This is a genomic window from Bacillus sp. K2I17 (assembly GCF_002209985.1).
Lineage (GTDB): Bacteria > Bacillota > Bacilli > Bacillales > Bacillaceae_G > Bacillus_A > Bacillus_A wiedmannii.
In genome coordinates, this window is record NZ_NJGF01000008.1 from 85303 (window position 1) to 102706 (window position 17404).

A 17404-nucleotide genomic window follows, 5' to 3' on the forward strand; every position below is an offset into this window, starting at 1 on the left:
AGTGGAGGGATTAACCATTAGTAAAACAGGTTTTGACTTAATAAAACATGAGGACAACTTTAATCTTGGCTATGAAGATATCGAAGAGATATCTATGAGCTGTAAATTCTCTAACTGCACTCATACAAATGAACCACATTGCGCAATTAAAAAAGCTATTTCCGATGGATTTCTTACAGAAGAAATAATGAATTGTTATTATCGAGATAAGAATGAATTCGAATATGTATGTAAACAAAAGAACAAAACAAAAGCTATTGATTATATGAAACAATTGAAACTTTTTAGAAAATCTTAATACTAAATAAATAGTTGTTATTTCTCATTCCGACTAAATTTAAAATTCTTACTTTAATACATCACATACCAGATAATTTTTATACTCAAATTTAATCTCACGTAAAAGAACGTTTTAAACATAAAGTTTAAAACGTTCTTTTACATTCAATGCTTCTGATTTTTCAGTTCACTTAAACACTCTTGTACTAATGTTACCGCTTGACTCATTGCAGCTCCGCCAGCAAATGCTGCTGATACACCACATGCTTCCAGAATCTCTTTATCTGAACATCCTTGATCAAGACAACCTTTTGTATGATAAATGGTACAATATTCATCTTGCGTTGCTAGACTAATTCCTAATGCGATAAGTTGTTTTTCCCTTTTTGTTAAAGCGCCCTCTTGAAAACAAGCTTGCGTGAATGCATTATATGTTTCTGCAATTTCAGGAATTTGGTTTGTAAAACTACCGATACCTTCTTTATAATGATGTAGAACGTCATTTACTGAACTATGTTGTTCGTGTTCCATCTTATTATTACCCCCATTCAAATTATGTGTACCTATTGTAGTATGTGATGAAAAGAAGGTAATATACCTCATATAATAGAATGAATATTCAGTTTATTATAACTAAAATTTCAGACTATCATCCTCTACCGTTTGTTCTTTATAGTTTTTCCTTTCAATTTCTTTACTTCTTTCTTCCCAAAACGTTAAACCTTCAATTCCCACATTTTTAGGATCAAATACTGGATCTTTCCCTTCCTTTTTCTGTACTTCATAATCTTTTAACACTTTTAATGCGATTTTACTTAATAGTAGAATCGCAATTAAGTTTAACCATGCCATGCTACCGATTCCTAAATCTCCAAGATTCCATAAAAGCGACGCTGATTCTACGCTACCGATGTAAACCATAATTAAAAATCCAATTTTTAAAACTGGTTTTAACCAGCTATGTTTAAGCTCACGATCTAAATAAGTAAGTGTTGTTTCAGCGATATAGTAGTATGCGAGTAAAGTTGTAAATGCGAAGAAAAATATTGCGATTGAAATAAATAATGGACCAAACCCTGTCATAACAGTTTCAACTGCTTGTTGTGTATAGATTGGACCTGCATCAACATTCCCTATATTCTTTACTATAGCGCTTTTCCCTTCAGGTATAACATTATACATACCTGTTATTAAAATCATAAGAGCTGTCGCTGTACATACAACAATTGTATCGATATATACAGAAAACGCTTGAACTAACCCTTGTTTTGCAGGATGGGATACTTCAGCAGCAGCGGAGCTATACGTCGCTTCTCCAACACCAGCAACATTTGAAAATACAGCACGCTTTACGCCCCATGCGATCGCTGCACCGACGATTCCTCCAAACATTTCATTTACACCAAAAGCACTAGAGAAAATTAAAGCGAACATACTTGGAATTTCTGTTACATTCGCAATTAATACGATACATGTAACAATTACATAACCTATTGCCATAAATGGAACAAGCATTTGCGAAACGCCCGCAATTCTCTTTACGCCACCAAAAATGATTGATGCTAATAATATAACTAATAATATTCCAGTTATATATTTGCTAATGCCATTAGAGTTTTCAAATCCAACTGCGATACTACTAGACTGAATACCTGGTAATAAAACGCCATATGAAAGTGTTACAACAACCGCTACAATGACTGCAAACCATTTCATTTTCAGGCCTTTTTCAATGAAATATGGTGTACCACCTCGGTATTCATTCCCAACTTTACTTTTATACACTTGAGATAATGTTGATTCAACAAATGCACTCGCTGCTCCTAAAAGAGCCATTACCCACATCCAAAACACAGCTCCTGGTCCACCAAAAGCGATAGCTGTCGCGACCCCTGCGATATTACCTATTCCAACCCTACCTGATAAGGCTAAACAAAATGCTTGAAAGGATGAAATTCCCGTCTCCGAGCTCTTCCCTTCAAATAATAGTTTAATCATCTCTTTAAAATAACGAATTTGCAGAAAACGAGTGGCAATTGTAAAATACACACCTGCCCCTAATGCAAAAACAACTAACCCAATACTCCATACTTGCCCTACTAACCACTCTACTAATTGCTCCATCCAAATCCCCCTTAACATTCTTTTGAAAACTATTTTATATATAAGAAAACGGACAACTATTATTAAACCTTACAGTTGTCCGTATCTCTCATTATTTCATCCCTCTATTTATTAACAGTTAGATTCTCTATTACTTTATATTTACCCAAACGCTTTTCACTTCTGTATAGTTATCAAGCGCATATGAACCTAACTCACGACCGATTCCAGATTGTTTAAAGCCACCAAATGGTGCAGCTGCATTTTCTAAGTTATAATCATTAATCCATACTGTTCCTGCCTTTAATTTATTGGCAACTTGATGTCCTGTTTTAATATTTTGTGTCCATACGCCCGCAGCGAGTCCGTATGAAGAGCGATTTGCTCTTTCGATAACCTCTTCTGTTGAATCAAATGGAAGTACAACGACAACGGGTCCAAAAATTTCTTCCTTCACAATTGTCATATCATCAGTAACATTTGTGAAAACTGTTGGCTGTACAAAATATCCTTTTTCAAATGCCCGTTCACCACCAGTAGCAGCAGTAGCACCTTCTGCTTTTCCTTGTTCAATGTAATGTAGCACACGTTCTTGTTGCTTTTTAGATACGAGTGGCCCCATTTCCGTTTCCTTCTCCATACCTGCTCCAAGTTTTACGTTGTTCGCCATTTTTACTAATTCAGCTACGACTGTTTCGTAATGTTTTCGGTGAACGAATACGCGAGATCCAGCACTACAATTTTGGCCGTGATTATACATAATACCTTGGAATGCGCCGTTAATCGCTTCTTCTAAATCAGCGTCTTCTAAAATGATATTTGGTGATTTACCACCAAGTTCTAACGTTACATGTTTAATTGTTTCTGCAGATTGACGCATAATATATTTCCCTGTAACTGTTGAACCTGTGAAGGCTACTTTATCAATATCATGATGGTTTACGATTGCAGCTCCTGCTTCAGGGCCAAAACCTGGAACAAAGTTTACAACACCGTTTGGAAAACCTGCTTCTTTAAAGAGCTTCGCTGTATATAATAACGATAAAGGCGTTTGCTCTGCTGGTTTTAATACGATTGTACAACCTGTTGCTAGTGCAGCTCCCATTTTCCAAGAAGACATAACGAGTGGAAAATTCCAAGGAATAATTTGACCTACAACGCCAACAGGTTCATGGCGTGTGTAATTTAAGTAATCTTTTGAAATCGGAATTGTTTGCCCGATAATTTTCGTAGCCCATCCCGCATAATAACGATAATTTTCTACAGTCGCTGCAATATCATCATCCAGTGCTACTTGATATGGTTTTCCATTATCTAAAGCTTCTAACTGCGCTAATTCTTCTCCATGCTCTTCAATTAAGTCTGCTAATTTATAAATAAGGTGCGCTCTTTCAGCGGTAGTCATTTCTACCCAAGGTCCTGATTCAAATGCAGATCTTGCAGCTTTTACCGCTACATCAATATCCTCTTCTCGCGCTTCGCATACGACAGCTAAAACATCTTCTGTTGCTGGATTGTATGTCTCAAATGTCTTCCCGCTAATGGAAGGTACAAATTCACCATTAATAAACAATTTAATTTCTTCATTTAAAAACGCTTTCACGTTTGGTCTCAGCTCAATGTTTGTCGTTAACATATATGCTCTCCTCCTTATTTAAACAGCTGCATGAGCTGCAATTTTTGAAATAATCGTTTGAAGTTTTTGATCTTCTTCTTCAGTTAATCCGAGTCTCGGATAACGAGAAGGTCCCCCTGCTTGCCCGTGTAATTCCATTGAGCGTTTAACGATTTGTACATATTTTCCTGATCCTTCAAGAAACTTGCAAAGAGGTAAAATAGCATCGTTTATTTCCCAAGCTTTTTCTAATTCACCATTTTGGAAATGCTCATACATTTTCGTAACAAGTCCCGGCACGATATTTCCTGCTACTGAAACCCATCCCGTTGCACCTACTAAATAAGATTCCATAACTAAATCTTCAGATCCACAGAAGACTTGAAAAGCACCTTCGCCTTGTCGTACTAAATCTCTTGCTTTACGAATATCTCCGCTAGATTCTTTAATATGTGTAACATTTTCACATTCTTTTCCAATACGTAGCATGAGCTCTGTACTCATATCAACACCAGATGTAAACGGATTATTGTATAACATAATTGGTATATTTACAGCGTTTGAGATTTCTTTAAAATGAAAATAAATTTCCTCTTCTTTCGGCTTACAATAGTACGAGTTAATAATTAATGCGCAATCCGCTCCGTGTGCTTCTGCATGTTTCGTATATTCAATCGTTTCTTTCGTCGTTTCTGCTGCAGTTCCTACAATAACTGGAATACGGCCATCAACTTCTTTTAATACTGTTTCTACCATTTTAAATCGTTCTTCTTTTGATAAACTAACAAACTCACCTGTACTTCCATTAATAATAATGCCAGCTACCTTTTGATCGATAAAATAGTTTACGTTTTGTTTTACACCGTTCCAATTAATTTCTTGAAACTCATCCATCGGTGTGATCAATACTGGAAATGCCCCTTTAATTTTTTTCATATTTATCTCTCCCTTTACTATTTTAATAAAAATCCTGTCGGAAACGGATCTGTAGAGTCTAATAGAAACGTCTGCATCCCTGTAATAAATCCTCTACTTTCAAAGCGAAAAATGTATCCTTGTTCTTCTTTCTTCACTTGTTCCACTGTTATAAAGCTATTAAATATACTTTCATTTTTAAAAGGTTTATCCGCTATATAATCATTTTTAAATAGTGTATGAACATAAGATACAATAGTAGAAACAAAACCAGGCGAACGTACGATAAAGTTATCTTCATGAAATGTAATCGACTTTATATGGTTCTTTTCTGTTTGCATAGATTCTACTAAAATAAGTCTTTTTATTAATGACTGTTTTTGTATAGCTTGAAGTGTAACTTCACTCCATTTTTTTAATTTAGAGATATTTTCAATACTGATTTCTGGTGAATATGCATCCTTTTCTACAACTGCATATACTTTATCTGCCTGAATGAGAGAGTAACTTATATTACCAACTTGTAAATTTTTCTCAATCATATAACATAGTTTACTTTCAAACGAAACAGATACAACTTCATCATTCTCTACATACGCATGGATTGAAAATATACCAGATAGCGTTTCAATTTTGTATTGGTTCGTCTCTCTCTTTTTTAAATACCCGCTTTCTAGTAACATCGTTATGACTGCGACAATCCCCCCATAATGAAGCGGAATGGATCCTTCATGATTAAAAAATAATACAGCTGCATCGACTTCCATATGAATAGAAGGAACGACAATACATCCATTTAATCCGATAAAACCACGTGGTTCATTTAATACAAGCTTCATTTCTTCTGCTAATTCACCTGAAAATTGTTCGTTTAATTGCTCTAAACTGTAGTAGTATTTGCATGGTACATCTTTCATTACACGAAATGCTTCACCATTTACATGTACGTCTACTGCTGTATACATTTTTTGAATGTTCATTTTACATCCTCCGTTTCATGTTCCATCGGCGGAATTAGCAAAAAGCCTTCTTTAAGTGGGTCCTTTTCATTATAAAAAAATCTATGCATCCCCATAAGCCAAGCTGAACCTGTAATTTTCGTTACGACAGCTTCAATATTTTCTACAGATGTTGTATTTATGACGCACCCTTTAAATAAAGAGCCAACGATACTCTCATGAATAAACTCTTCATCCACTTCAATTTTTTGATTTGCGTATAATACAGCTAACTTCGCTGATGTTCCTGTACCACATGGAGAACGATCAATTCCTCCTGGCGGAACGACAACTGTATTTTTCACATGAGCACTTTCATGAGTAGGATCTGTATAAAATTCAATATGGGTTAACCCTCTAATAAATGAATACTGCGGATGAATGATTTCAAATTCCTCATTAATGATATTTCTAATATGAATTGCCTTATCGATGATTGTAGATGCATGTTCCGGTACTAACTCTAAACCTACTGACTTCGCATCAATAATGGCATAGAAATTTCCTCCATACGCAATATCTGCTTCTACAGTTCCAATCCCTTCAACTTGTACAGTAATATGTTTCAATAAAAAAGCTGGTATGTTACAGAAAGAGACTTCTTTCGCTTTTCCATCTTGAACAAAGATATCCACTTCAACTAAGCCGGCTGGCGTGTCTAACTTTAACGAAGTAATCGGTTCAACTACAGGAATTAAACCTGATTCAATTAAAGCTGTACATACACCAATTGTATCGTGACCACACATCGGTAAATATCCACCTGTCTCTATGTATATAACACCAATATCTGCTTCAGGATGACACGGATCTGTTAATAGTGCTCCTGACATTACATCATGACCACGCGGTTCATTCATTAACAATTTGCGAATCCAGTCATACTCCTTTTTCATATGTAACATCTTCTCTGCCATCGTCTCTCCAATTAACTTTGGAAGTCCGCTTATCAATGTCCTCGTCGGATTCCCGCCCGTATGTGTATCAATCGTCGTAAAGACTCTTTGTGACCTCATCCATTTAACACCCTTTCTGTAAAACGACTCAAACGAAGTGGTTCAATAGGAATGATTGTTTCTTTTTCATTTAATAACTCTTCAATTACTTTTCCAGTAACCGCTGCAAGGCTAATGCCATCCCCTTCATGCCCCGCTGCGATAAAGTAGTTCGGGATATGTTGCACGCGTGAAATGATTGGCAAATGATCTTCTGTCCACGGGCGTAATCCAGCATATGAACGAATCACCATCATATCCGCCATTTTCGGATAAAAACGAATTGCTCTGTTTGCAATACATTTAATAACCTCGTTGTTTATCTTCGTATGAAAACCTACAAACTCTCTACTACTACCAATTAAAAAATTTTGGCTTTCTGTCGGCTCAAACACAAGAGCTACCCCATATTTCTCAGTTAAAGCATCCACTTTTCGTTTTCCGCCAAATTTAGAAATTAAATAGCCAAATTCCATTACTTTACGGCAACCAACGTGTTGTTGCCTTGAAGCTACAATAATATGCCCTTTTCTCGGTTCAATTGGGATATTTACATCCAACATTTCTCCGATTTTCGGAGCCCACACACCGGCTGCGTTTACCACTTGTTTCGCAGTAAACGTCCCGTTAGTCGTTTCTACAATAAAGGAACCGTCTATATCTCTTTTCATTTCTTTTACTTCCGTATGATTAAAAGCTTTCGTACCAAATTTCTTCGATTCTGTAAGAAGTGAAAAAGCAAGGAGATATGGATTTACAGTCGAATCCGTTGCGCATTCTAACCCGCCTAATAACTCTTCTGCAAAAAATGGCGATTCTTCTCTTATATCTTGTCTATCAAGCATTCGAAACGGTAAACCAGCTTCCTTTTGACGATTCACCCATTGCTGGGCTGCTTCCATTTCTTCGTCCGACTCACATACGAGAATACTTCCTGGTGCTCTATATTCAAATGAGTGCTCTAACTCTTCACTTAAATCAGTTACTAACTTTTGACTTACTAACGACATTTGACTATCAAACCCTGGGTCTTTATCAATAGCCAAAATATTCCCGTCACACCGTGAAGACGTCCCACTGACAAATTCTCCTTTTTCAATGATTGTTACGTCTCTTCCGTATTTTGAAGTGTAATAAGCGATTGAACATCCTATAATTCCACCACCTATTATTAAAACGTCACAGTGCCTCACGTAGCACCCCTCCCTTCTTTTTAATCCCTCACTTTCTTTTATGCAATTGATGTGCCAACTCTACATATATACACTTTTTACAAATAATATTTTTATTTGTAAAAATATTTTGAATTTATCATAAATAGGTGTATTATTTTTTTATCACTGTCAAAATTTTTATACATAATAGGAGGACAATATGGCATTCTCATTTCCCACAATACAAGAATTTCTAAAAACTTTATTAATTGATCACACAAACAATTTGCAACATATTGAGCAAGTTAACGAAAAGTTTTATTACAGCCCTTCTACTACAGAAAAATACAACTGTGCAGTTATAGATGAAGATGATTCATTCAACACTTTAATTGACGCGTTTTCTCATGAAATGACCGTTATCGTAATAAACGAAAATAAAGAGCCTATATGCTGTATAACGGCTCAGCAAATCATTCCGTTTCTTGTTAAGTCTTACAATGAACTACAATCTTTCTATAACACCGTAATACAAACAACTGATTCTTCTGTTACAGTTATCGATGATAAAGAATGTGTTCGTACTTGGACAGATGGCGCCGAAAAGATTTTTTCAGTCAACCATACTGAAATTATTGGACAACCTATCACTCGCTTTTTTGACTATAAAGATTTGGAAATTTTACAATCATTACATGACGGAAAAAGCATAATTGCTCAGTTCCATCAGCCTCGTCCAGATTTATTTGTATTAATTAACTCAAACCCAGTGTATTGTAACGATGAAATTATTGGAGCAGTCGTTTCAGAAACTGATGTTACGAATCAAGTTGCTTTAAATGAAAAACTATTTAATATGTCACATGAAATGCACCGATTAGAACAAGAGGTCGCAAAATATAAAGATGAATTAGACCCTTTCCTTGCGATGAATGGAAAGAGCCCTGTTATACAAAGAACGATACAATTAGCTAGAAAGGTGTGTTCGGTGAAATCAACAGTTTTAATACTCGGAGAAAGTGGTGTTGGAAAAGAAGTATTTGCGAAAGCAATCCATGAAGCAAGTGAAGCAACTAAAGCACCTTTCATTTCAATTAACTGCGGCGCCATTCCAGAAGCGTTATTTGAAAGTGAATTATTCGGGTATGAGCGCGGGGCGTTTTCTGGTGCAAATAGTAAAGGGAAAAAGGGTAAAATAGAGCTCGCGCAAGGCGGTACATTATTCCTAGATGAAATAGGAGAAATGCCGCTCGATATGCAAGTAAAGCTTTTACGTGTACTACAAGAACGAAAATATTACCGAGTTGGTGGAGAAAAAGAGATTCATATTAATTTCCGCATTATCGCTGCTACAAATCGTGATTTACAAGAGGAAATGAGAAAAGGCACGTTCCGAGAAGATTTATACTATCGCCTAAATGTAGTTAGCTTGCATATTCCACCGCTGCGCGAAAGACGCGAGGATATTATTGAATTAACCTATTCTTTTTTAAACGATTTTTCAATCAACTATAACAGACCAATTCGTGACTTACCTTCCAGCATTATGCATGAGTTACTTCATTACAATTGGCCAGGTAATATTCGCGAACTTCGTAACGTTGTTGAAAGACTTGTCGTATTTGCGACTGACGGTATTATAAAACAAGAATATTTACCATTTCATACAACTGAAACGTTAGAGAATCATACGGCTCATTCCCTATTACTCAGCAACAATCATACAATCCTTTCTTTACAAGAAGAAATGGATGAACATGAGAAGAAAGTTATTGAGAGGGCTTTACGCATTTTAAATGGGAATAAATTAGAGTGCGCGAAACAACTCGGTGTTACGAGAGCCACTTTATATAACCGTTTAAAAAAACTTGGTTTACAATAACCGTTTCCCTCCTCTATATTGGCATAGTTTTTGCATTATATAATTTGTGCAAACCGAACTAGAGGAGGAATACATATGACGAATAAAGATCATGTAATTGTTTGTCGATGTGAAGAAGTTACATACGGTCAACTTCAATCGACAATTGCTGAATATAATTGCTCGGCGAGAGAATTAAAACTAAGAACACGTGCTGGCATGGGATTTTGCGGTGGCCGCACATGTAGAATGATGATAGATCGAATGATTGAAAGTGCAAATCCTGAAGTAACTACTAATGAAATTCCATTAAAATATCAACCACCAGTGCGCGCAGTTACCTTTGGAGCGGTAGGTGAAAATAAATGAATAGAATTACCCATCATCCTGTTTTAGGGAGTTTAAATAGTAGTAATCGCATCACTTTCCAATTTAACGGGCAACAATATGAAGCATATGAACATGAAACGATTGCGGCCGCTTTACTTGCAAACGGAATAAGAACTTTAAGAGTGCATGAAGATAGCGGGACGCCGCGAGGTATTTACTGTAATATCGGGCATTGTTCTGAATGCCGCGTGACAGTAAACAATCAAACGAACGTACGAGCATGCTTAACTGTTGTTGAAAAAGATATGGTAGTTAATAGCGGCAAACAGCATCCAAATATCGTGAGAGAGATGGTGAAAAAGCGATGAATGATGTCATTATTATTGGAGCTGGACCAGCAGGTTTGTCAGCCTCCATCTCTTGTGCTCGTTTTGGACTAAATGTACTTGTTATTGATGAATTTATGAAGCCTGGCGGAAGGTTGCTCGGACAATTACATCAAGAACCTACTGGAGAATGGTGGAACGGAATAGAAGAATCAAAACGCCTTCACGAAGAAGCAAAATCACTTTCAGTTGATATTCGATGCGGCATTTCCGTCTATAATTTAGATAAAGATGAAAGTTCTTGGTTCGTACATACGAATATCGGTACGTTAGAAGCGCCGTTCGTTTTACTTGCTACTGGCGCTGCTGAGTACTCCATCCCCCTTCCTGGTTGGACACTTCCAGGAGTCATGTCGATTGGTGCAGCCCAAGTAATGACAAATGTACATCGCGTTCAAGTTGGGCGAAAAGGAGTAATTATTGGCGCTAACATTTTGTCATTCGCTATTTTAAATGAATTACAATTAGCGGGAATTAAAGTGGAACATATCGTACTTCCTGAAAAAAATGAATTAAGTCAAAAGGCTGGTGAACCAGAAGAAGTATTAAACTCACTCTTACACGCTGCCCACCTTGCCCCGTCACCTTTATTACGTATAGGTAGTCGATTGATGAAATATAATTGGGCGAAACAAGTTGGATTAAACTTCTACCCTAATAAAGGTATGAAAATAAATGGAACACCACTTCACCTTCGAAAAGCAGCTCTTGAAATTATCGGTACAGATCAAGTTGAAGGTGTACGCGTTGCTAATATTGATACGAAAGGAAACATCATAACTGGATCGGAACAAATATATGAGGCAGACTTCGTTTGTATTGCCGGTGGCTTATACCCTCTTGCTGAGCTTGCTGCTGTAGCTGGCTGTCCTTTCCGTTACATTCCGGAATTAGGCGGCCATGTTCCACTGCATTCCGAAACGCTGGAAACCCCTCTTCCCGGTTTATTTGTAGCCGGCAATATAACTGGCATTGAAAGTGGGAAAATTGCAATGGCACAAGGAACTGTTGCTGGATATTCAATCGTAAAACAGGCAAATAATAAATCCCATTCGGTTGAACAACACTTGCAACAGGCGATCCAACATGTACATATCGTACGACAACAAGCTGCCATTCAATTTAATCCGATGATTGATGTCGGTAGACGGAAAATGAATGAAATTTGGCGTGATTATTCCCTGGCATATACACATACTAAAAAGAGCTGCTGAGATTACTCTCAACAGCTCTTTTTTCTACTCATCTGAGTTATTAAACTTTGCTAATGCGTAAATGCCTTCTTCTTCATCTAATTCAAGTTGTAATCTTGCTGCAAATGAATTGACATTATATTCTCTGTCAAGTAATAAGCGTAATGCTTCAATTAAGTTCGCTTGAATTAAAATTTGCTGGCGACCATTTACCTCTACTTCAGCAGAGAAACCGTAGTCATCATCATACATTAGTTCAACTAAAACTTCTTCTGGACCAACTTGTCTTTTTTCAGCGATATATACACAAAGCGCATTGATAAGTTCTTGTTCAGAAATTTTTATTGTTTCCATGCTACTTCATCTTCCTTTTTCTTACGTTGATCTTTGAAGTATTTAAATGCACGAACTGCTAACATTACGATACCAGCCATTACTAACATATTTACCATAAACGCTAATACAGAACCAAGAGCTCCCATATTTGCAAATAGGCTACCCATTAGTAAACCACCAAGACCACCTAGTAATAAACCTTTCATAAAGCTTCCTTTATTACTCTTTGGTGCTGTGTTTGTTGCCTTTGTTTTTGAATCTGTTGTTGTTTTTTGTGAGTTTACGTTATTATCTTTTTTGTTCAAATCAACTTTTGACTTTTGACCAGAACTTGGTGTGTATGATTTTTTACCAGATTTGTAACCCTTCGCTGCTGCGTGATCTACAAACATGAAGCTACTAGCTCCAAAAATAACCATGAATGCTGTCATGACTGCTACAAGTTTTTTCAACATATTATATCCATTCTCCTTTTATATAGATATATGTGAAATCTACCTTTCTAGTAAATTCAGAATGATAGATTTATTTTTAAAAACATTTTAAAGGTTCTTATGAACTTATTATATGAACTTTTGTCGAAATATGCAAGTATTATTTACTTCCGACAGTTTGGTGACAAAGGAAAAATTAAGCAAAACAGAATTGACTTTAAATGAAACAAAACATATTATAGGTTCATAAGAACTTTTTATTATTTTTGGAGGTGAAAAGATGGAAACATTTCATCTCACACGAAACGAAATGGCTACCCTTCTTCTATCATTAAGAGGATGGAATACGAAAAAGCCTCTCGGTATTTTACAAGAAGCTTGGGCAAAGTCACATAAAAAAGATATTGAAAGCGGACAAAGCGTAACTGCTTTTATTACTACCGCACTTTCACCTATTTTTGAAAAACTGATTAAAATTGATGATACAGACGTCGGTTTTTCATTAAATGAAATAGTTGCGCTTGGAAATCAGATTGAAAATACAAGTTTCTCAGTAACAGCCATGCAAAACTGGGTGAAACGAGATATAAAAGAAATGATTGGCTCTCCTCAAAAAGGAAAAAAATATTCAATTGAACAAGCAGCCTTACTATTCATTGTTGAAGATTTAAAAACAGCACTTGATTTTGAATCCATTCGTAAGCTATTACGCCTTATTGTAAATGACCCAGCCGATCGAAGTGATGACTTAATCAATCCTGTTCATTTATATGGAGCATACTCTTCTCTATTTGAAGAACTCAATCAAGGGAATTGCTTACAACTAAATGCAACAGATACAATCCATACAATTGAAAATATCGTGAAAGAAAGAGCTGATAAAATTGCAAGCAAGTTCGATCAGGTTAACAACGAACAACGTGAAGCAATTCGTAATGCGATTATTATTGCCACATTATCTGTGCATACCGCTTATGTACAAATGTTAGCAAAACGTTACGTAACAGCAACTTTATTTTTACAAAATTTAGAAGTGAAACCGTAAAAAATAGGAGCAGAAATGCTTCTATTTTTTTATGAGAAATTTTTAATAATCTTTTCATTTTCTCTTCATGAAAACTAAGCTCATATCCTGTACTATACTACTTATGAGAGACATAAAAGAATTGAAATAGCAATCCCCTATACAAATAAGGTATAATCTACACATAGTGAATCTTTTATGTTATTAAGTATAAGGTTCACCTATTCAAAAATACATAAACTAGAAGGTGCAACAATGGTAAGTAGTTTTATTCATTCAGTATTAACGTTTTTTGAAGGATTAGGTTATTGGGGCATTATGCTTGGTCTAATGATTGAGATTATTCCAAGTGAAATCGTCCTTGCTTATGCGGGATTCTTAGTATTCAATGGTAGTATCTCATTTGTAGGCGCCGTTGTATTCGGTACAATTGGCGGCGTTATTGCTCAAATCTTTATTTATTGGCTTGGACGATACGGTGGACGACCTATATTAGAACGATACGGAAAATATATTTTCATTCATAAAAAACATATAGATGCAGCTGAAGATTGGTTTAATCGTTACGGGACTGGTGTAATTTTCACTGCACGCTTTATTCCAGTAGTACGTCATGCGATTTCAATTCCTGCTGGTATTACAAAAATGCCATTATTACGTTTCACTACATTAACAGCACTTGCAATCATTCCTTGGTCTATTATTTTTATTTATTTAGGTGAAAAACTAGGTCAAAATTGGGAGAATATAAACGATATTGCGGGACCGTATGTGAAGTCTTTCGCAATTGGCGGCGTCATACTTATCCTACTATACTTCATCCTTAAAAAATGGACAAAAAAACGTAAAAATCTTGCTTAAGATAATATAAAAACCGCTATACATTCATTACGAATGTTAGCGGTTTTTATATTAGACTTGATTATGTATTAAAAATTGGATTATTTCTTCCTTATGCTTTAAGTCATGCTGAATGAGTGATGAAAAATAATGATTCAGCATGACTTTTTTAGTACCAATTTGAAAGTCATTATAAAAATTATCGGCAGGAATTCGCTCAATTTCGTCTACTAATTGTTTACGAGTATAGCTAAACTGATTGATAAGCTCTTCTCTTGAAATACCTGATCTTGCATATATCATTGCACTCTTATTCATTTCCTCTACATCTGTTGGAAAATGAGGCACTGATTGAGTACTAAGAAAATAAGGAATTCGATACTTCATTACAAAATCATCCCAAATAATAAAATGTGAAATCACATCTGCAATCCCCCACGAACCATTTTTAAATGATTGAAACCATATATCATCAGGTACTTCCTTCAATGTTTGACACCATTCTATTATATTTAACTTTTCTTCTAAAATATTTTCTTTCTTCATTATGCATTCCTTTCTCGCACTTGTAATTCATTCATATTAATATCTTCTAGAAATTGTATAAAAAGCCTCCATAATTATGTGGATAAGCAACAATTCATTCGTCCATTTCGTATATTAACTCTAAAAGGAGTGATTTCCCTATGCATTGGCAACAAAAAATACAATACTTAATCGGACGCCCTATCGGTATTTCCTTCATAAATGGGCAGGGAACTTCTGGTGTATTATGTTCAGCACATGATGGTCAATTATATGTGTATGAATACCTTTATCAAGCGCAGTTCGCAATGAAGCATTATGATTTTAGACAAATTCAAGATATACATGCCTTTCCGAATTGCCCACATCAAAATACTCTATACTAAAAAAGGAACAGCTTATAGCCGTTCCTTCTTCTCCACTCTTATTTTTCAGTATAAAAGTTTTGTACTGCTTCATCAAAGTAAATCCAGCCTTTCCAACCTAAATGAATTGTATCTTTTAAGAAATACTTATCATATTCATGGCCAGAAAAATCAACTACTGGGTATCCTGCTTTCTCAACTTGTTCCCGAACTTTTTTATAATACACTTCACGGCGTTCTTTAGGGAAACCAGCGTAATCATACCACGGTCCGTTTACAGGTACAGAAATGAATAGTGGCTTAACATTTTTCTCTTTAAATATATTTAAAACAATTTGTAAGTCATCATATTCTGGTGATTCTTCATATGATTCATTTGCTCTAAAGTTTTTTAAACCTTTTAATTTTTTCTTTAAATTATGTTTATAGTAATACGGATTTTCAATTCCGAATGTGTTTGTAGTAGATTCCGTTTTTCCTTCTTCCTCCGCATGTTTACGTGCATCTACCCAAGAAATTGAACGTAGTCCCATATTTGTTTTTTCTTTCATCGGTTCAATCTTAAATAAGGAGTTAAATACATCTCTATGATCTAAAATATTTCGATGCATATAAGCAAGTGGTTTAACTAAACCTGCTTTTATGTTATGTTTCGTATCATTATATACAATACCTTCTAATGAATTTTTTAATATATCATCTTTTTGAACAACTTTATAGTCTAATAATCGTTTCGCAATTTGCTTCTTCATTTCAACATTTATTGTATCATTAAAAATAAAATGATATGCTTGTTGTTTGGAGAAATTGTTAGTAAAATCCCCTTGTGATACACCCGTTTTAGTAAACCATTGTGGTGATAGAACAAAGACTACTTTTTTACCTTCTAACTCATCCATTGTAGACGTCATATTTAATATATGAGCTAAACTTTGTGTACCGCCAATCCCCATTAAATATGGTGTAAAACCTGCAGGATTTACTTTAAAGTAATTAGACGGATGATATGCATCCATTCGTAAAAATTCAGATGAACCATACATCGGTAAATACTGCGAATTCTCTAACATTTTTTGCTGTAAGAAAACACTTTGTAGTTTTTCTTTTTGTAAGGAAGTTGCCGCATCTTCTACCTTCTTATCACTAATAAGTGATACTAAACTTTTCGATGGGATTAATATGATAATGAAAAAAAGCACACACGCTAAAATTATGGGACCGAAAGCATGCTTCATTTTCATCGTCTCTTCCTCTTTCTATCGCTATTAAATTGTAACCCTTGTTTTTGACACGCCATCATTTCTCTCCTTTTTCTCTATACATGTCCCATTCTATTTATCTATTATATACATGTATGTATTTCTTTCCTTGTTCTATTAAGTTCTATACAAATATCGCAAGAAAATGTTTCCATAGAAACACGTTAATTATACAAGATTCTACATAAATTTCACACTGGAATTTTACTAATAATTTTATTTTTAAGACATGAAAAAATATATAAAATGTCTATAATTCATCAGGAGCTATATTAAATTCAAAATAAGATAAGATACGTCCACTATAATCAATATCATGAGTATATGTAAAACCTAACTTTCGTAAAAGATTTTTCGAATTGTCATTTGCTATTTTCACCCTAGCAATTATTCTTTTTACACCCATCGTCTCTTTTGCATATTGAATAGAAGCCCCTGCTGCTTCTGATGCATATCCATTTCCCCAATAGTCTGGATCAAGTAGATACATAATCTCTATTTCATCAGTTTCATCCACTTTTCTTAAACCACAATGTCCTAAAAGCTTTCCTGTTTCACTATTAAATAACAACCATACACCAAAATTATACTGTTCCCAATGTAATATAAGATTCCTGATATAATCATTTGCTTCTTCTTTTGACATTCCTCTTGATTTAGCAAGCCATTTGCCAACAGCTTCTTTCTTTAATATGTTATAAAATTGATCAACATATTCTATACTTGGTTTCCTCATGAACAATCTTTTTGTACATATTACTTCCTTTTCTTCAAACATAAACATCATTCCCA

General features: G+C 35.1%; 20 protein-coding genes. 8 read left to right on the top strand and 12 right to left on the bottom strand.

The genetic code is table 11. The features are described from left to right. Nucleotide 1: 1 nt before the first annotated feature. Complete coding sequence (locus CER22_RS33635; protein ID WP_088063706.1) at nucleotides 2–298, top strand: hypothetical protein; 297 nt, start codon at nucleotides 2–4, stop codon at nucleotides 296–298. 146 nt (nucleotides 299–444) lie between these two features. On the opposite strand, the gene CER22_RS12115 is transcribed toward CER22_RS33635, so the two are convergent. From CER22_RS12115 to CER22_RS12145, 7 genes are all read right to left on the bottom strand, one after another. After that, complete coding sequence (locus CER22_RS12115) at nucleotides 445–882, bottom strand: carboxymuconolactone decarboxylase (RefSeq protein ID WP_133058557.1); 438 nt, start codon at nucleotides 880–882, stop codon at nucleotides 445–447. A gap of 30 nt (nucleotides 883–912) precedes the next feature. Beyond that, complete coding sequence (locus CER22_RS12120; protein WP_088063708.1) at nucleotides 913–2403, bottom strand: alanine/glycine:cation symporter family protein; 1491 nt, start codon at nucleotides 2401–2403, stop codon at nucleotides 913–915. 130 nt (nucleotides 2404–2533) lie between these two features. Beyond that, nucleotides 2534–4018: an aldehyde dehydrogenase family protein gene (locus tag CER22_RS12125; protein ID WP_088608837.1), complete on the bottom strand. Its 1485-nt coding sequence runs from the start codon at nucleotides 4016–4018 to the stop codon at nucleotides 2534–2536. 18 nt (nucleotides 4019–4036) lie between these two features. Further along, nucleotides 4037–4933, bottom strand: coding sequence for a 4-hydroxy-tetrahydrodipicolinate synthase (gene dapA / locus CER22_RS12130; protein ID WP_088063710.1), 897 nt, complete (start codon nucleotides 4931–4933; stop codon nucleotides 4037–4039). A 17-nt stretch (nucleotides 4934–4950) separates the two neighbouring features. Then, nucleotides 4951–5892, bottom strand: a complete 942-nt coding sequence (locus tag CER22_RS12135) for a proline racemase family protein (protein WP_088063711.1) — start codon at nucleotides 5890–5892, stop codon at nucleotides 4951–4953. Further along, the gene (locus tag CER22_RS12140; RefSeq protein ID WP_060487075.1) at nucleotides 5889–6926 is read right to left on the bottom strand and encodes a proline racemase family protein; all 1038 of its coding nucleotides are present in this window, start codon (nucleotides 6924–6926) and stop codon (nucleotides 5889–5891) included. The genes CER22_RS12135 and CER22_RS12140 overlap by 4 nt, the downstream gene beginning before the upstream one ends. Next, the gene (locus tag CER22_RS12145) at nucleotides 6923–8098 is read right to left on the bottom strand and encodes an NAD(P)/FAD-dependent oxidoreductase (protein ID WP_088063712.1); all 1176 of its coding nucleotides are present in this window, start codon (nucleotides 8096–8098) and stop codon (nucleotides 6923–6925) included. The genes CER22_RS12140 and CER22_RS12145 overlap by 4 nt, the downstream gene beginning before the upstream one ends. Before the next feature lie 181 nt (nucleotides 8099–8279). Here CER22_RS12145 and CER22_RS12150 point away from each other — a divergent pair, with 181 nt between their 5' ends. From CER22_RS12150 to CER22_RS12165, 4 genes are all read left to right on the top strand, one after another. Further along, on the top strand, nucleotides 8280–9941 hold the full coding sequence (locus CER22_RS12150) for a sigma-54 interaction domain-containing protein (protein ID WP_088122355.1): 1662 nt from the start codon (nucleotides 8280–8282) through the stop codon (nucleotides 9939–9941). Between the two features lie 75 nt (nucleotides 9942–10016). Then, on the top strand, nucleotides 10017–10289 hold the full coding sequence (locus tag CER22_RS12155) for a (2Fe-2S)-binding protein (RefSeq protein WP_088063714.1): 273 nt from the start codon (nucleotides 10017–10019) through the stop codon (nucleotides 10287–10289). After that, nucleotides 10286–10618 carry a (2Fe-2S)-binding protein gene (locus CER22_RS12160; protein WP_088063715.1) on the top strand — a complete coding sequence of 111 codons (333 nt, stop codon included), beginning with the start codon at nucleotides 10286–10288 and terminating at the stop codon, nucleotides 10616–10618. Before CER22_RS12155 ends, CER22_RS12160 begins: the two co-directional genes overlap by 4 nt. Beyond that, nucleotides 10615–11850 carry an NAD(P)/FAD-dependent oxidoreductase gene (locus CER22_RS12165; RefSeq protein WP_088063716.1) on the top strand — a complete coding sequence of 412 codons (1236 nt, stop codon included), beginning with the start codon at nucleotides 10615–10617 and terminating at the stop codon, nucleotides 11848–11850. The genes CER22_RS12160 and CER22_RS12165 overlap by 4 nt, the downstream gene beginning before the upstream one ends. Nucleotides 11851–11874: 24 nt before the next feature. Here CER22_RS12165 and CER22_RS12170 read toward each other — a convergent pair whose 3' ends face one another. Together CER22_RS12170 and CER22_RS12175 are read right to left on the bottom strand one after the other, a co-directional pair. Beyond that, nucleotides 11875–12183 carry a YxcD family protein gene (locus CER22_RS12170; protein WP_060487081.1) on the bottom strand — a complete coding sequence of 103 codons (309 nt, stop codon included), beginning with the start codon at nucleotides 12181–12183 and terminating at the stop codon, nucleotides 11875–11877. Continuing rightward, complete coding sequence (locus CER22_RS12175; RefSeq protein WP_000914471.1) at nucleotides 12171–12620, bottom strand: hypothetical protein; 450 nt, start codon at nucleotides 12618–12620, stop codon at nucleotides 12171–12173. The genes CER22_RS12170 and CER22_RS12175 overlap by 13 nt, the downstream gene beginning before the upstream one ends. 259 nt (nucleotides 12621–12879) lie before the next feature. Between CER22_RS12175 and CER22_RS12180 the strand changes: the two genes are divergently transcribed. Both CER22_RS12180 and CER22_RS12185 read left to right on the top strand, forming a co-directional pair. Continuing rightward, on the top strand, nucleotides 12880–13644 hold the full coding sequence (locus CER22_RS12180; RefSeq protein WP_000447225.1) for a DUF1836 domain-containing protein: 765 nt from the start codon (nucleotides 12880–12882) through the stop codon (nucleotides 13642–13644). Nucleotides 13645–13878: 234 nt separating this feature from the next. Beyond that, a complete protein-coding gene (locus CER22_RS12185; RefSeq protein ID WP_061664652.1) occupies nucleotides 13879–14484 on the top strand; it encodes a DedA family protein in 606 nt (201 codons plus the stop codon). Nucleotides 14485–14535: 51 nt separating this feature from the next. Here CER22_RS12185 and CER22_RS12190 read toward each other — a convergent pair whose 3' ends face one another. Further along, on the bottom strand, nucleotides 14536–15009 hold the full coding sequence (locus tag CER22_RS12190; protein ID WP_088063718.1) for a DinB family protein: 474 nt from the start codon (nucleotides 15007–15009) through the stop codon (nucleotides 14536–14538). A 140-nt stretch (nucleotides 15010–15149) separates the two neighbouring features. On the opposite strand from CER22_RS12190, the gene CER22_RS12195 reads away from it, so the two are divergent. Beyond that, nucleotides 15150–15374, top strand: a complete 225-nt coding sequence (locus CER22_RS12195; RefSeq protein ID WP_000558704.1) for a hypothetical protein — start codon at nucleotides 15150–15152, stop codon at nucleotides 15372–15374. A 38-nt stretch (nucleotides 15375–15412) separates the two neighbouring features. Here the strand turns inward: CER22_RS12195 and dltD are convergent, their stop codons facing one another. Both dltD and CER22_RS12205 read right to left on the bottom strand, forming a co-directional pair. Continuing rightward, nucleotides 15413–16594, bottom strand: coding sequence for a D-alanyl-lipoteichoic acid biosynthesis protein DltD (gene dltD, locus CER22_RS12200; protein WP_088063719.1), 1182 nt, complete (start codon nucleotides 16592–16594; stop codon nucleotides 15413–15415). A gap of 268 nt (nucleotides 16595–16862) precedes the next feature. Next, nucleotides 16863–17390, bottom strand: coding sequence for a GNAT family N-acetyltransferase (locus CER22_RS12205; RefSeq protein WP_048547882.1), 528 nt, complete (start codon nucleotides 17388–17390; stop codon nucleotides 16863–16865). Nucleotides 17391–17404 lie beyond the last annotated feature (14 nt).

Coding starts and splice junctions, on each gene's coding strand:
- CER22_RS12115 (WP_133058557.1), bottom strand. CDS start 882: ATGAGGTATATTACCTTCTTTTCATCACATACTACAATAGGTACACAT.
- CER22_RS12120 (WP_088063708.1), bottom strand. CDS start 2,403: ATGGAGCAATTAGTAGAGTGGTTAGTAGGGCAAGTATGGAGTATTGGG.
- CER22_RS12125 (WP_088608837.1), bottom strand. CDS start 4,018: ATGTTAACGACAAACATTGAGCTGAGACCAAACGTGAAAGCGTTTTTA.
- dapA (WP_088063710.1), bottom strand. CDS start 4,933: ATGAAAAAAATTAAAGGGGCATTTCCAGTATTGATCACACCGATGGAT.
- CER22_RS12135 (WP_088063711.1), bottom strand. CDS start 5,892: ATGAACATTCAAAAAATGTATACAGCAGTAGACGTACATGTAAATGGT.
- CER22_RS12140 (WP_060487075.1), bottom strand. CDS start 6,926: ATGAGGTCACAAAGAGTCTTTACGACGATTGATACACATACGGGCGGG.
- CER22_RS12150 (WP_088122355.1), top strand. CDS start 8,280: ATGGCATTCTCATTTCCCACAATACAAGAATTTCTAAAAACTTTATTA.
- CER22_RS12155 (WP_088063714.1), top strand. CDS start 10,017: ATGACGAATAAAGATCATGTAATTGTTTGTCGATGTGAAGAAGTTACA.
- CER22_RS12160 (WP_088063715.1), top strand. CDS start 10,286: ATGAATAGAATTACCCATCATCCTGTTTTAGGGAGTTTAAATAGTAGT.
- CER22_RS12165 (WP_088063716.1), top strand. CDS start 10,615: ATGAATGATGTCATTATTATTGGAGCTGGACCAGCAGGTTTGTCAGCC.
- CER22_RS12170 (WP_060487081.1), bottom strand. CDS start 12,183: ATGGAAACAATAAAAATTTCTGAACAAGAACTTATCAATGCGCTTTGT.
- CER22_RS12175 (WP_000914471.1), bottom strand. CDS start 12,620: ATGTTGAAAAAACTTGTAGCAGTCATGACAGCATTCATGGTTATTTTT.
- CER22_RS12180 (WP_000447225.1), top strand. CDS start 12,880: ATGGAAACATTTCATCTCACACGAAACGAAATGGCTACCCTTCTTCTA.
- CER22_RS12185 (WP_061664652.1), top strand. CDS start 13,879: ATGGTAAGTAGTTTTATTCATTCAGTATTAACGTTTTTTGAAGGATTA.
- CER22_RS12190 (WP_088063718.1), bottom strand. CDS start 15,009: ATGAAGAAAGAAAATATTTTAGAAGAAAAGTTAAATATAATAGAATGG.
- CER22_RS12195 (WP_000558704.1), top strand. CDS start 15,150: ATGCATTGGCAACAAAAAATACAATACTTAATCGGACGCCCTATCGGT.
- dltD (WP_088063719.1), bottom strand. CDS start 16,594: ATGAAAATGAAGCATGCTTTCGGTCCCATAATTTTAGCGTGTGTGCTT.
- CER22_RS12205 (WP_048547882.1), bottom strand. CDS start 17,390: ATGTTTGAAGAAAAGGAAGTAATATGTACAAAAAGATTGTTCATGAGG.